Below are 13,239 nucleotides of genomic sequence, written 5' to 3' on the forward strand. Positions count from 1 at the left end.
GCGTCGATGGCCACGCCACAGCCGTAGGTGTGCTCCAGCGCCACGACGTCATCGACGTTGGGAAACTTCGGCAGCAGTTCGGCCTTGATGCGTTGCACCGCGAACTCGGTGACGCCCGCCACGCACTGCACGGTCTGCGTGATCGCGAGGATGTTGCGCGAGCCGACCGAACCGTCCGGATTGCGAAAGCCCTCGAAGGTGTAGCCCTCCAGCGGCGGCATCTCGGGCGGCTTGACGGTCGCGATCGGCAAGCCTTCGAGTTCGCGCGCCGCGGGCATCTTGAGCAGTCGCTCGTGCACCCAACTGCCGGCGGCGATGTCCTTCAGCGCATACCCGATGGTGACGTTGTAGCGACGGACTTCACCACCTTCCGGAATGTCGACGAGCGCGACCTTGTGCGCCTGAGGGACCTTCTCGCGCAGTGTCAGTCCGGAAGGGAAAACGGTGCCGGCGGGCAAGCCGCCGTCATTGGCCACGATCGCGACGTTGTCGCGATCGTGCATGGTGATGTAGAGCGGTGGACGATCGGTCGTGGATGACATGTAGGTTCTCGATCAACTGTCGAGCATGATGCTCTCGACCCAGTTGGGTCCGCGGCCGGCGGGATATTCGGCGAGGGCGTGCAGCGAGCCGGCCTGCGTGTCGATCTCGTACAGGCGCAGTTGGTGCGAACGCTGGCCGGCTGCGATCAGAAAGCGGCCGTCGGGCGTGATGTTGAAGCCGCGCGGCTGCGATTCGGTCGGCACGTGGCCGATGAGCGTGAGCGCACCGCTCGCGGCGTCGACCTTGAAGGCGGCGATCGTGTCGGAGCGTCGTTCGCTGCTGTAGAGAAAGCGGCCGTCGGGCGTGAGGTGCAGGTCGGACGCCCACGGGTCACCGCTGAAGCCGGGCGGCAATGAACTGATGGTCTGCAGCGTGCGCAGCGTGCCGCTGGCCGAATCGAACGCGAGAACGTCGATGGCTGCATCAAGCTCGTTGAGCAGGTAGACGAAGCGCGAGTCGCCGCTGAAGACGAAATGGCGGGGGCTGGCCGACGCATGCGGTTGCAGCGTCGGCGGTGTGTTGGGGGTCAGTTGACCGGTGGCTGCATCGAAGCGAAGCTGCACGACGACACCGGCGCCCAGCGTGCTCGCGAAGACGAAGCGGTTCGACGGATCAGCCTGGATCGCATGCGCGTTCGGGCCGGTCGGCAGCACTTGCTGCGTCGCCTGCACGACGCCGTTCGCGTCGATGGTGTTGACGGCAATCTGGTTGCCGCCGTAAGAGGCGCTGAACAGATAGCGGCCTTCGCGGTCGGTCGCGATGTACGCCATGCTGTGCGGCAGCGCCGCGGCGCCGAGTGACGTGAGCTGGCCACTCTTGGGATCGATCGCGAAACTCAATGCCTCGCGAGGTTCCGATCGCCGCGCCGCATAGAGGCGGCGGCGATCGGGGCTCAATGCGAGCGGCATCACCTCCCCGCCGACCGGCACGTTCTGCACCGGAACGAGCGCCCGTTGGCGCGGGTCCAGGTGCAGCACGCTGATGTCGCCGCTCTCGGCGTTGGAAACGTAGACGCAGAACATCGTCAGAACACCGGGTGGCCGTTGATGATCGCCGGCAGCCAGGTCGAGAACGAAGGCACATACGTGACCAGCGTGATCGCGATGAAGATCGCCAGGTAGTAGGGCCACGCTGTCTTGGTGGCCTCCCCGATGGAGATCTTCCCGATGGCGCAACCGATGAACTGCACGGTGCCCACCGGCGGGTGCACGAGGCCCAGCGCGCAGTTGAGCAGCAGCATCATCCCGAACTGCACCGGGCCCACGCCCATCTGGATGGCCAGCGGCAGGAACAGCGGCGTGGTGATCAGGATGTGCGCGGCCATGTCCAGGAACACACCCAGGAAGATCTGGATGATGTTGATGTACAGCAGCATGATCCACGGCGTCGTGGTCGCAGCCAGCAGCGCGGCTTCGATCGTGTCGGGGATCTCCAGGTACGCCATCTGGTAGCGCAGCATGTTCGACACGCCGATCAGCAGCAGGATCACGCCCGTCGTCTTCGAGGCCTTGGCCAGCGACTTGAGCAGCTTCTGCCTCGTCATCGTGCGATAGACGATGACGGTCAGGATCAGCGAATAGGTCACTGCGATCGCCGCAGCCTCGGTGGCCGTGGTGATGCCCTCCATCACGCAGAACAGGATGATGAAGATCACCATCAGCCCCGGAATCGCCGCGATGAAGGTGCGCACCACGGTGCCCCAGCCCGGAAAGCGCTCGACCATCGTGCTGCCGTCCGCACGCTTCGGATAGCCGTACTTGGCGGCTTGCCAGTAGGCTGCGACCAGCATGCAGACCATGATCCAGAAGACCGGGATCAGACCCGCGAACATCAGGTCGCCGATCGACACGCCCTTGATGACGTGCCCGGCGATCTCGCCCACAGCGGCTTGCGCTGCGAAGGCGTAGATGATCATGTTGTGCGACGTCGGCATCAGCGCGCCCGAGAGCGATGCGTGCGTGGTGACGTTGACCGCGTAGGCAGCGCTGTAGCCCTCCTTCTTCATGACCGGGATCAGCACGCCGCCCATGGCCGAGGTGTCGGCGACCGGCGAGCCCGAGACGCCGCCGAACAGCGTCGACGCCACCACGTTGGCCAGGCCGAGACCACCCTTCCAGTGGCCGACGAGACTGCGCGCGAACGCGACGATCTTGTCCGCGATGCCGCCGTGCAGCATCAGCTCGCCCGAGAAGATGAAGAAGGGGATGGCCAGGAACGAGAACACGTTCATGCCCGAGACCATCATCTGGATCGCCGTCTCGAAGGGCAGGCCCTCGTAGGCAAAGGTCAGGAGGCAGCTCAACCCGATCGCGAAGGCGACGGGCATCCCGAGGACCAGGAACACCAGGAAACCGAGAGACAGCAGCGTCAATGCCATGATGGGACGACCTCGTGGCCGGAAAATTGGGAAACGAGGTGCTCGAGGGAGAACAGCGTGATGAGCACGCCTGCGGCGAGAACCGGCAAGTAGCGAACCGCTTCGGACATGCCGAGCGTGGGAATGGTGGTGTCACGTGTGGACACAGCCATTTCCACGCCGCCGAAGAACAGGGCAACGGCGAAGGCGATGGTCAGGACGTAGACGACGACCTTGCACCAGAACTGCCCCTTGGGGGGCAGGGCCTTCACCAGCGAATCCAGGCCGATGTGCCCGGCGTCCCGCACTCCTGCGGAAGCGCCGAACATGGCGACCGAGACCACCAGCAGCAGTGCCACTTGTTCTACATAAGCGGGTGCGTCATTGAAGGCGTAGCGAAGCACCACGCCGTAGACGACCACGCTCAGCAGGCCCACCAGGCAGATGCACGCGAAGTACATCGCCCAGCGCGACAGCCTCGCGTTCAGTTGGGTTAGCAAGGTCATCGCGGAAACGTCACTTGGTGTCGACGATTTCCTGTACCAGCGCCTTCAGCTCGGGCGTGGTGGCGAACTTGTCCCAGACAGGCTTCTCGACCGCGACAAACCCCTTGCGGTCGATCTCGGATGCCGGGACGATCTTTGCGCCGCCCTTGATGACTGCTGCCTTGGCGTCCTTCTCACGCGGTTCCCAGAGCTTCACGTAGTAGGGGATGGATTCCTTGGCGGCCTTGCGGATCTGGGCTTGCTCTTCCTTCGGCAGGGTGTCCCAGATCTTCTTGGAGAACACCAGCACTTCGGGCGTCATCACGTGCATGGTTTCGGAGTACACGGGAGCGGCCTCGAAGTGCTTGGCCTCTTCGTACGACGGGTAGTTGTTCTCGGCGGCATCCACCAGGCCGGTCTTGAGGCCGGTGTAGACCTCGGCGATCGGCATCGGCGTCGGCGATGCGCCGGTTGCGCTCACCAGGCTCACCATCAGGTCGGAAGGTTGCACGCGAATCTTCACGCCCTTCATGTCGGCCACATTCTTGATCGGCTTCTTGGCATACACAGAGCGCGCCCCGCTCTCGTAGAAGGCGAGGCCGACGAATCCGGCTTTGTCGAAGGCGGCGAGGATCTTGTCGCCGGTCGGGCCGTACATCACCTTGCGGAAATGGTCGATGTCGCGGAACAGGAAGGGCAGCGACGGAATGACCGACTCGGGCACGATGCCGTGGAACGAGGCGCTGCTGACGCGCACCATGTCGAGCGCGCCGATCTTGACCTGTTCAACCGTGTCCTTCTCGGAGCCCAGCGAGCTGTCGGCAAAGATCTTGATCTTGTCCTTGCCGTCGGTTGCTGCCGACAACTGGTCGCTCATGTACTTGACCGCCATGTTGGTCGGGAAATCCTTCGCGTGGACTTCCGCGGAACGGAAATCGCGTGCCTGCGCGTGCACGGCGGCGAGCGAAAGAACGGCGGTGGCGATGACGCTGAGAAGCTTGCGGTTTGGAGTCTTCATGTCTCTTCCTCTGTTTGTGATCAAGGTCTGGAAAAAATGCGAACTTGCGGGTTTCTGGCTTACTGACTTACTTACTCGAAATCAAAAGGGTCCCTGGGCGGTGAAGGCGCCGCCCTGGTAGATGGCGTTCGGATCGGTGGGCGCGACCGGAGGCTGCGCCTCGACCTTGTCGCGGAACACCTCGGAGCTGTCCTTTGGCACGAAGCCGAGCCTTGCGGCTGCAGCGCTGTTGTCCCACCACACGTCACGGTTGGCCGACACGCCGTAGACGACGAGGTGCCCCACGTCAGGCGTGAAGAGCGACTTCTCGATCAGGTTGGTGAGGTCACCGTAGCTGAGCCAGGTGCTCATCATTCGGCGATTGGCGGGTTCCGGGAACGAGGAGCCGATGCGGATGCTCACGGTCTCGATGGCCCAGCGGTCGAAGTAGAACTGCGCCACGTCCTCGCCGAAGGACTTCGACAGGCCGTAGTAGCCGTCGGGCCGGCGCAGTGCGTGCGTGTCGAGGTGCTCGGTCTGCTTGTAGAAGCCGATCACGTGGTTGGAACTGGCGAACACGACGCGCTTCACGCCGTGCTTGCGCGCTGCCTCGTAGATGTGGAAGACACCCTTGATGTTGGCTTCGAGGATCTCCTCGAAAGGCCGCTCGACCGAGACGCCGCCCAGGTGAACGATGGCGTCGCAGCCGGCGACGAGCGCATCGACGGCGGCCTTGTCTGCCAGGTTGCAGGGGACGGTTTCCTCGAAGGAACCTTGCGCGGTTGCGAGCGTAGCGACGTCAGACAAGCGCAGCACGTCGGCATAGGGGCGAAGCCGCTCGCGCAGCACTTTGCCCAGACCGCCGGCGGCGCCTGTCAGCAACAGGCGACCGAGTTTGGGTGAGGGCCTTCTGGATTCAGGGCCGGAATTCGTTTGCATGGAAGCGTCCTCAGCGGATTTGCGTGAATTGAAATCGGGAACGATTACGCGGTAAGCGAGACCGGCACGGGTAGCGCCGGTTGTCGAATTGCGCAATGATCATAGGTTTGAGGAGATGTAACTTATATGTTGTCGTACAACGCAATCGGATTATGATCGTGCCATGCAACCGTTGACTCCGGGTAATCCCTTGGTTCAGGCTTCGCCTGTCACATCGGTCGGCAGTGCGGGCACTGTCTTGCCCGGTGACGCCTTCGTGGGGCGACCACGGCAGCGATCCCGCGGCCTGGCGCACACGCTGGTTGAAGACCTCACGGTGAAGATTCGCGACGGCGCGCTGCGTCCGGGCGACAAGCTTCCGACAGAGTCCGAAATCATGCAGGCCTTCGGCGTCAGTCGCACCGTGGTCCGAGAGGCGTTGTCGAAATTGCAGGCGGCCGGCTTGGTCGAGACCCATCACGGCGTCGGCACCTTCGTGCTGCAGCCGCGTGCGGGCGGGATGTTCCGCCTCGAGCCGGGCGACGTCGCGACTTCGGTGGACGTCCTGGCGGTGCTCGAATTCCGCATCAGTCTCGAGACGGAATCTGCCGGCCTGGCAGCGACACGTCGCACGGATGAGCAACTGCTCGCGATGCGCGAGGCGCTCGACGAATTTCAAACCAACATGGCGCAGGCGGGCAACACCGTCCCGGCTGACTTCCGCTTTCATCTGCAGATCGCGCAGGCGACGGGCAACCCGTACTTCGCGGACATCATGGCGCACCTGGGGACCGCGATCATCCCGCGAACCCGCATCAACGCCATCCGCAAGCATGAGCAGGGCGGGGAATACCTGAGCCGCGTCAATCGGGAGCACGAGGAGATCTACGCAGCGATTGCCCGCCAGGACCCCGACTCTGCACGCGCGGCCATGCGCATCCACCTGACCAACAGCCGAGAGCGCCTGCGCATCGCCCAGGAGGCCGCGAAGAGCGGTGCAGAAGGCGCGCAAGCGGAGAGCCCGGCCCCCCTCTGAATTCCGACACGGCAAGACAAGTTCTTGCCAAGTTGTATGACAACCTGATACGCAAATGGCCGACCGGCGAATGCCGGTCGGCCATTGTCATGGGGCGTTCGCGCTCAGGGTGCCCAGTGGGTCCCGAACGGATTCGATGCGCCGATGGCCGGGAAATCGACAAAGGCCTGGCTGCAGTCGAGCACTTGATCCGGCTTGACCTTTTCCGTGGCTTCACCGTTGAGCACGATCCGGTTGGCGGTCGACGCGAAGATCGGCAGGTTGACGCCGTCCAGCGTCAGGTTGGCGTCCGATGCGGTCACCGCGATCTGCGACGGCGTGTCCGCAACCACATCCTTCATCGTCATGACCAGCGGGTAGGCGGGCAGGTAGCCTGTCGGATAGGCGGTGGTCGGCGTGAAGTAGCCGCCGGTGTTCGCGGCAAAGCCTTGCAGCTTGACGTTCCCTTCGCCGAGGATGCGCACATTGCTCAACTCGATGTCGTGGAAGTTCGGCACCTTCGGGCCGCCGGCCGGAAGCGCCTTGGTGCTGTAGTAGGGCGTGAACAGCAGGGCATTCTGCGCATTCTGGATACAGATGTTCTTGTACGAGATGTTGCTCACCTCGCCGCCGCGTGCGTAGTCGGACTTGATGCGCAGCCCTTCTTCCGAATTCACGAACGAGTTGTCGTAGACCTGGACGTTGGTCACGCCCGCGTTGGTCTCGCTGCCGATCGAGATGCCGTGGCCCCAGTAGATGTGGTTGTGCGCGATGACGATACCGTAGGCGCGATCACTGCGCTTGCCGCGGTTGCCGTCGATGCCGAAGCCCACCGCGTTGGGGTTGTTGCTGCCCTTGAGGGCGATGTCGTCATCCCCGGTGCTGACGTAGTTGTAGGCAAAGACGAAGTTCTTCAGGTAACCGTCGAAGGACATCTTGCTGGCCGATGCGGTCGTGCTTCCCGTCGTCAGGGCGTTCGACTTGGCGCTCGATGCCGAGCCTGGATCGAAGGCATCGGTGTTCTTGACGTTGTCTGCGTTGAAGGTCTGGCCCGTGTACAGCGGATTGCCGTTGCCCGCCGGGTTGGCGAAGGCCGCCAGCGTCGGCGTCTGCACCTTGACGCCCCAGATCGTCAGGCCGTCCACGCCGCTCGGCACCACATGGAAGTTGGCGCTGTTGTTCAGGCTGACCTTGTAGAGCGTCAGGTTCTTCGCGTAGTTGAACACCATCATCCGGAAGTTCGACTGCGAACCGAAACCCGTGGTGCCGTTCTGCACCATGTTGCCAAGGTAGGCCAGGTCCCACCAGGTCATGTTGCGGGTCGACGACTTCGAATCGACAACGGTCCCGCCGTTGTCGCAGGGGGTGCCGTCGGCCGCCTTGGTGCCGGCAGCGAAGTTGACGTAGGTGTTGGAGCAGCTCAGGTCGACCTTCATCAGTGGATAGAGCGGGTTGGATGTCACGATCTCCGCATAAGCGCGGCTGTCGATGCTGCCTTCGCCGACGACGGCCGAGTTGACCGTGTAGTCGCCGCCGATCAGCGGGAGGCAGTTGCCCGAACTGCCCGCCTTCGTTGCGCTGACCGCGGTGTTCGCACAATAGGTGGTAGGCAAGCCGGTCGTTGCGTTCTTGGGCATGTAGGCCATGACGTCGCGCGTCGCGTACAAGGTGGCGCCCTTGTCGATCCACAGCGTCACGCCCGAGGGCAGCGTCAGCGGTCCCGAGATGAAGCCATTGCCGGGGCCGCTCTTGTTGGCGACCAGGCGGACGGCGAACTGGGGTGCCTTGTACTGTGGCTTGGCGAGTTCTTCGCCCGATGCGCCAGCGATATTGATGTTCGGCAGCGCGGCGGCCTTCTGGTCGGCGGTTGCCGTGGCGTCGGCCGCCAGGATGGCGGAGCCGACGGCTGTGTTGACCGCGGCGCCGCAGGCATCGAGGGCGGCCTGGATGCGTGCCTGGTCAGGATTGGCCGTGGCGACGTTGACGGCAACAGCCACGCCCGGGGTGGACGGGTCGGCCTCCGGCGGCAGGGCGCCGTCCGGACGACGGACGAGCGTGTTGCTCGCTTCCAGCGTGGCGCAGACCTGCGCGTCGGTCGGCAGGGTCGGTTCGGCAGGCAGGTCGGAGTCGAAGGTCGTGGTGCCCACCTGGAAGACCTTGGGCTTGGTCGGATTCGCCGATTGCGACGAGTCGACGGATTGAGCGGCCGTGGGCGTGGTCGCGGGGCTGCTCGCCGACGGCAAGAATGCACCGCCGCTGCTGCCGCCTCCGCCGCAGGCCGCAAGCACGGCCGCCGCTGCGAGCGGCAGCATCCAGCGTGTGATCGGCTGCAGGGCGGCCGTCTTTGATTTTTGCAATGTCATGGGGCTACCTTTTTGAAGAAGGCCGGCCTGAGCGCGTTCGGCGGTCCGCGTCGAATCGACGCGGCGCTTCCCGGCACTGACCAGCGGGGACGGAACGCTTTGTCTCAACGCGGGTCGGTGACGGTCGTGTTGTACGCCTTGCCTGCAATCAACGTGTTCGTGAGCGTGATGTCGTGCACGTTGTAGGCGTAGATCGGACCCGGCACGGTGGCACTCGCGGGACCCGCCGCCATGGGGCTGCCGAAATCGCAGTCGACGATGCTCACCCCCTGAATGGCAGGCACGGCAGGCGTCGGAGCGGGGCCGTTGTAGTCGAAGGCCACCGGGCCCTGTGCCACGATGGCCTGGAAGCATGAACCGGTGCTGCCAGCCAGCGTCACGTTCTTCGCGACGACGTTGGAGATGTTGATGTTCTGCAGCAATGCCGGACGCGTGCGGATGGCATCCTTCGACGGCTGGTAGTCGCAGTCGAAAGTGATGATCCCGCCCTGCGAGGCCGAGGGGTTGCTGTTCGCCGGTGTGCTCACCCCGATGGGGACATTGCCGTTGATGGGGCTTCCCGGCAGCAGGCTGCTGCCGTAACCCGCGCCAGTGAGACTGACGCCATTGGGGAGCGTCACGCCGTCCACGTAGAAGTCCTTGACGAAGCCGCCCCGGTTCATGTTGGTCTTGATCCGGATCGCGATGTTGAGCGAGTTCGTGGCCCAGAACTCATTGAGCATGGCGAGATTGCGGCAATAGATCTTCTCGACGCCGCCGCCCATTTCGCTGCCCAGCGTGATGCCGCCGTGGCCGCTGTTCATGGTGCAGTTCTGGATGACGTGGTTTTTCGCGGAGCCGTATTCGTTGTCGAGGTTCTTGCCCGACTTGATCGCGATGCAGTCGTCGCCGGTGTTGAACACGACGTCCTCGCACAGCACGTTGTCGCAGGCGTCGGGATCGAAGCCGTCGTTGTTGGGGCCGATGCTGTTGACGGTGACCTTGCGGATCACCACGTTCGTGCAGTCGGTGGGCTTGTGCTGCCAGAAAGGCGTGTTCTGCGTCTGGTAGCCCTCCATCAGCACGTTGGTGCAGCCCAGGAATTCGACCATGCACGGGCGCAGGTAGTGACCCTTGCCGAAGATCCGCTGCTCGATCGGCACACCGGCTTCCGACAGCGCCGGAAGGTAGTTCTGGTCTTGCTGCCATGGTGTGACCGGATTGGTCAGCAGGGTGTAGAGCGCATCGGAAATGCCCGGCGCCGCGGTGCGGAGGTCGACGTTGAGGGTGTTGTTGCTGGCCTGCGATGGGGTCGTGGTGGCATTGACAAAGCCATAGGCGCCGCTGGTGCCCTTGAAAGTCCACCAGCAGGTGCTGGTGTTGCCTGTGCCCGTGAAGGGCGTCATGGCCTGCCCGTTGAAGACGGACGTGTCGCCTTCGCCGGTGACGGCGATGTTCTTCTCGTTTCGCGCGTAGATGGGTGCGCCGAAGTTCAGGCAATCGTTTGCCTGCCAGCGGCCGTAGAACAGCTTTCCGTTGGTACCGCAATCGATCGGACCGTCCTTGGCATAGTCGGCCGGATCGGGGCTGAAATAGATCGTGCAGTTCTGGCTCAGGTGGAAGTTGACATTGCTCTTCAGCACGATCGGGCCGGCGCAATACCACGTCCCCGATGGAACGACGACGCGGCCACCGCCGGCGGCGTTGCACGCCGCAATGGCGGCCAGGAAGGCCGGTCGCGAATCGAAAGAACTCGGCGCGTGCGTCGTGTCGGCGCCGACGCTGAGCAGCGACTTGGTCGGGTCGGTGTAGGGGCTGGGCGCCGGCACCGTGCTGCACGGCTGCGCGCCGTAGTCGGTGACCAGGAAGTCGCGGCTGGCAAACATCGATTGGTTGACGCCCTTGAGCGAGTCGATGATCTGCGTGCCGAGGCCGGCTGGCCCCCAGATCGGATCGGCTGGTGGCTCGACCGGCGCCGGATTCGTCGGCGGGGTGGTGGTGCCCGTCGGAGTTGATCCCGATGCGGGCGGGAAGAATCCCGTGCCGTTGCCACCGCCGCCGCAGGCGCTCAGCAACGTGGCGCCGGCCGACGCGCTGGCCATTGCGATGAACGCCCGTCGTCCGGGCGATCGCATGCCTTGTGGCGTGGACGCCGGCGCGATCGATTCCGTCAATTCAGTGCGAAGCTTTTTCATGGATCTCCTGTCGTTTCGTGGTGATGCGAGGTGGTGGGGAAGTGCAGCCGCAAGCCGTTCGCTTGAGCGGAAGAAGGAAGCTGACGGGGAAACGGAGGCGGCCGGCTATCGGCGGCAGGGGCCGAGAGGTGGCGATCTGAGCGGCGCGTGCCGGCTGGCGAGAAGGAATCGGCCCATTGATGTCTCCGTCTGTAGTTATTAGTTATCGGTTGTCCTACAAGTGGAGGCGATTATTTGCACAAGTCAGAAGGCTGTCAACGGGATCGACGACGAGCGGCCTGAGGGCAAACCCGGGTGTGTTTCGGGGGAAGAAGGGAGTATTTGGCGTCCCTTGTGACTTGTCCGACGATTCGGAGGGCTGGACACGGCCTTCAACAAGTTATACGATAACCGATGACGACCGGAATGACGGCTTCGCCATCGCGTCGCTCGCATCCATTCCCACCGGAGACATAAGACATGGCCCTGAATCGACGTGATCTCATGATCGGCGCCCTCGGCGGCGGCCTGATGGCCGCCGGCGGCGCGCAGGCCGCTGATACCTGGCCCTCAAAGCCCATCCGCATCGTCGTTCCCTACCCGCCGGGGGGGTCGTCGGACATCATTGCCCGCTCCGTCAGCCAGCCCCTGTCCGTGGCGCTGAAGCAGTCGGTCATCGTCGAGAACAGGGCAGGCGCCAACGGCAACCTGGGCGCCGACCTGGTCGCGAAAGCGCCCGGCGACGGCTACACGCTGCTGCTGTGCGATGTGGGGGCGCTGGCGATCAGTCCCTCGGTCTACACGAAGCTGTCCTTCGACCCGTCGAAGGACCTGCGCGGCGTGACCATGCTCGCCTATTCGCCGCACCTGCTCGTGGTGCATCCCTCGGTGCCGGCCAACAACCTCAAGGAACTGGTCGCGCTGTCGAAGAAGACGGAACTGAATTTCGCCGTGACCGCCACCGGCAGTGCGCCGCACCTCGCCGGCGTAGCGCTCGAACGCGCAAGCGGCGCGCGCTGGCAGTACGTGCCTTACAAGGGCGGCGTACAGGCCGTGCAGGACACAGTCGGCGGCCAGACCCAGGTGCTGATGAACGGCATGCTCGCGACGCTGCCTCATGTGCAGAGCGGCAAGCTCAAGGTGCTGGGCGTCTCCAAGGCGACGCGCATGCCGCTGATCGGCGAAGTACCGACCATCGCCGAGCAGGGCGTGCCCGGCTTCGAATCCGGCACCTGGCAGGGCGTGCTCGCCCCGCGCGGCACACCGGATGCGCTGGTACAGCGTCTCAACAAGGAACTGATCACGATCATCCGTTCCGCCGACATCCGCTCACGCCTGGCCGCACAAGGCGCGGAAGTCGTGACCATGACCCCTGCCGAGCAGGAGCAGTTCTTCGAAAAAGAGCGCTCGCGCTGGGCCACGGTCGTTTCTGCAGCCCAGATCAAGCTCGACTGATCGGGATTTCTTTTTCCTCCCACCTCACTCACATGAACCCCCAAGAACTCAAATCCATCATGGGCTCCGGCCTGCTGTCGTTTCCGCTGACCGACTTCGACGCGAACGGCGATTTCGACAAGAAGGGCTACGTCGAGCGCCTCGAATGGCTGGCGCCCTACGGTGCCAGCGCGCTCTTCGCCGCAGGCGGCACCGGCGAGTTCTTCTCGCTGACAGGCGACGAGTTCCCCGAAATCATCAAGACGGCCGTCGAGACCTGCCGCGGCAAGGTGCCGATCATCGCGGGCGCGGGCGGTCCGACCCGCTTTGCCATCCAGTGCGCGCAGGCGGCCGAGAAGGCCGGTGCGCACGGTGTGCTGCTGCTGCCGCACTACCTCACCGAGGCGGGCCAGGAAGGCCTGGCCGCACACGTCGAAGCCGTGTGCAAGAGCGTGAAGTTCGGCGTGATCGTCTACAACCGCGGCGCCAGCAAGCTCTTTCCCGACACGCTCGAAAAGCTGGCCGAACGTTGCCCGAACCTGGTCGGCTTCAAGGACGGCATCGGCAACATCGAACTCATGAGTTCGATCCATCTGCGCATGGGCGACCGCTTTGCGTATCTGGGTGGTCTACCGACCGCGGAGGTCTACGCCGCGGCCTACAAGGCACTGGGCACGCCGGTGTATTCCTCGGCCGTCTTCAATTTCATTCCGAAGACCGCGATGGCGTTCTACGAGGCGGTTGCAAAGGACGACATGGCGACGCAACATCGCTTGCTCAAGGACTTTTTCATGCCCTACCTCGAGATTCGCAACAAGGGCCAGGGCTACGCCGTGAGCATCGTGAAGGCCGGCGCGAAGATCGTCGGACATGACGCCGGCCCGGTGCGCACGCCGCTGACCGATCTGAAGTCCGACGAATACGAAGCGCTCGCCGCGTTGATCGCAAAGCTCGGCCCGCAGTAAACATAACCAT

Annotated in this window: 11 protein-coding genes; 3 read left to right on the plus strand and 8 right to left on the minus strand. The window is 63.9% G+C overall.

The window, feature by feature from the left end:
- From AC1DHL_RS16785 to AC1DHL_RS16810, 6 genes are all read right to left on the minus strand, one after another.
- On the minus strand, positions 1 to 542 hold a 542-nt coding region (locus tag AC1DHL_RS16785; RefSeq protein WP_478162696.1), incomplete at its 3' end, for a UxaA family hydrolase.
- A 12-nt stretch (positions 543 to 554) separates the two neighbouring features.
- Complete coding sequence (locus AC1DHL_RS16790) at positions 555 to 1,565, minus strand: lactonase family protein (RefSeq protein ID WP_478162697.1); 1,011 nt, start codon at positions 1,563 to 1,565, stop codon at positions 555 to 557.
- Positions 1,566 to 1,567: 2 nt separating this feature from the next.
- A complete protein-coding gene (locus tag AC1DHL_RS16795; RefSeq protein WP_478105371.1) occupies positions 1,568 to 2,920 on the minus strand; it encodes a TRAP transporter large permease in 1,353 nt (450 codons plus the stop codon).
- Positions 2,911 to 3,405, minus strand: a complete 495-nt coding sequence (locus AC1DHL_RS16800) for a TRAP transporter small permease (protein WP_478105369.1) — start codon at positions 3,403 to 3,405, stop codon at positions 2,911 to 2,913. Before AC1DHL_RS16800 ends, AC1DHL_RS16795 begins: the two co-directional genes overlap by 10 nt.
- A 10-nt stretch (positions 3,406 to 3,415) precedes the next feature.
- Entirely contained in the window at positions 3,416 to 4,402 is a 987-nt protein-coding gene (locus tag AC1DHL_RS16805; protein WP_478105367.1) for a TRAP transporter substrate-binding protein, read from the minus strand.
- Positions 4,403 to 4,483: 81 nt separating this feature from the next.
- A complete protein-coding gene (locus AC1DHL_RS16810) occupies positions 4,484 to 5,320 on the minus strand; it encodes an NAD-dependent epimerase/dehydratase family protein (RefSeq protein ID WP_478162698.1) in 837 nt (278 codons plus the stop codon).
- A gap of 163 nt (positions 5,321 to 5,483) precedes the next feature.
- Between AC1DHL_RS16810 and AC1DHL_RS16815 the strand changes: the two genes are divergently transcribed.
- A complete protein-coding gene (locus tag AC1DHL_RS16815; protein WP_478105363.1) occupies positions 5,484 to 6,335 on the plus strand; it encodes a FadR/GntR family transcriptional regulator in 852 nt (283 codons plus the stop codon).
- A 104-nt stretch (positions 6,336 to 6,439) separates the two neighbouring features.
- On the opposite strand, the gene AC1DHL_RS16820 is transcribed toward AC1DHL_RS16815, so the two are convergent.
- Positions 6,440 to 8,677, minus strand: a complete 2,238-nt coding sequence (locus AC1DHL_RS16820; RefSeq protein ID WP_478162699.1) for a glycoside hydrolase family 28 protein — start codon at positions 8,675 to 8,677, stop codon at positions 6,440 to 6,442.
- Positions 8,678 to 8,781: 104 nt separating this feature from the next.
- Positions 8,782 to 10,791: a glycoside hydrolase family 28 protein gene (locus tag AC1DHL_RS16825; RefSeq protein WP_478162819.1), complete on the minus strand. Its 2,010-nt coding sequence runs from the start codon at positions 10,789 to 10,791 to the stop codon at positions 8,782 to 8,784.
- 519 nt (positions 10,792 to 11,310) lie between these two features.
- Here AC1DHL_RS16825 and AC1DHL_RS16830 point away from each other — a divergent pair.
- Both AC1DHL_RS16830 and kdgD read left to right on the plus strand, forming a co-directional pair.
- A complete protein-coding gene (locus tag AC1DHL_RS16830) occupies positions 11,311 to 12,285 on the plus strand; it encodes a Bug family tripartite tricarboxylate transporter substrate binding protein (RefSeq protein WP_478162700.1) in 975 nt (324 codons plus the stop codon).
- A gap of 32 nt (positions 12,286 to 12,317) precedes the next feature.
- Positions 12,318 to 13,229 carry a 5-dehydro-4-deoxyglucarate dehydratase gene (gene kdgD, locus AC1DHL_RS16835; RefSeq protein WP_478162701.1) on the plus strand — a complete coding sequence of 304 codons (912 nt, stop codon included), beginning with the start codon at positions 12,318 to 12,320 and terminating at the stop codon, positions 13,227 to 13,229.
- Positions 13,230 to 13,239: the final 10 nt, after the last annotated feature.

Source organism: Variovorax sp. 10L426, assembly GCF_056395305.1.

Excerpts from the sequence above, each read along its gene's own strand:
- AC1DHL_RS16790 (WP_478162697.1), bottom strand. The coding sequence starts at position 1,565 with ATGTTCTGCGTCTACGTTTCCAACGCCGAGAGCGGCGACATCAGCGTG.
- AC1DHL_RS16795 (WP_478105371.1), bottom strand. The coding sequence starts at position 2,920 with ATGGCATTGACGCTGCTGTCTCTCGGTTTCCTGGTGTTCCTGGTCCTC.
- AC1DHL_RS16800 (WP_478105369.1), bottom strand. The coding sequence starts at position 3,405 with ATGACCTTGCTAACCCAACTGAACGCGAGGCTGTCGCGCTGGGCGATG.
- AC1DHL_RS16805 (WP_478105367.1), bottom strand. The coding sequence starts at position 4,402 with ATGAAGACTCCAAACCGCAAGCTTCTCAGCGTCATCGCCACCGCCGTT.
- AC1DHL_RS16810 (WP_478162698.1), bottom strand. The coding sequence starts at position 5,320 with ATGCAAACGAATTCCGGCCCTGAATCCAGAAGGCCCTCACCCAAACTC.
- AC1DHL_RS16815 (WP_478105363.1), top strand. The coding sequence starts at position 5,484 with ATGCAACCGTTGACTCCGGGTAATCCCTTGGTTCAGGCTTCGCCTGTC.
- AC1DHL_RS16820 (WP_478162699.1), bottom strand. The coding sequence starts at position 8,677 with ATGACATTGCAAAAATCAAAGACGGCCGCCCTGCAGCCGATCACACGC.
- AC1DHL_RS16825 (WP_478162819.1), bottom strand. The coding sequence starts at position 10,791 with ATGCGATCGCCCGGACGACGGGCGTTCATCGCAATGGCCAGCGCGTCG.
- AC1DHL_RS16830 (WP_478162700.1), top strand. The coding sequence starts at position 11,311 with ATGGCCCTGAATCGACGTGATCTCATGATCGGCGCCCTCGGCGGCGGC.
- kdgD (WP_478162701.1), top strand. The coding sequence starts at position 12,318 with ATGAACCCCCAAGAACTCAAATCCATCATGGGCTCCGGCCTGCTGTCG.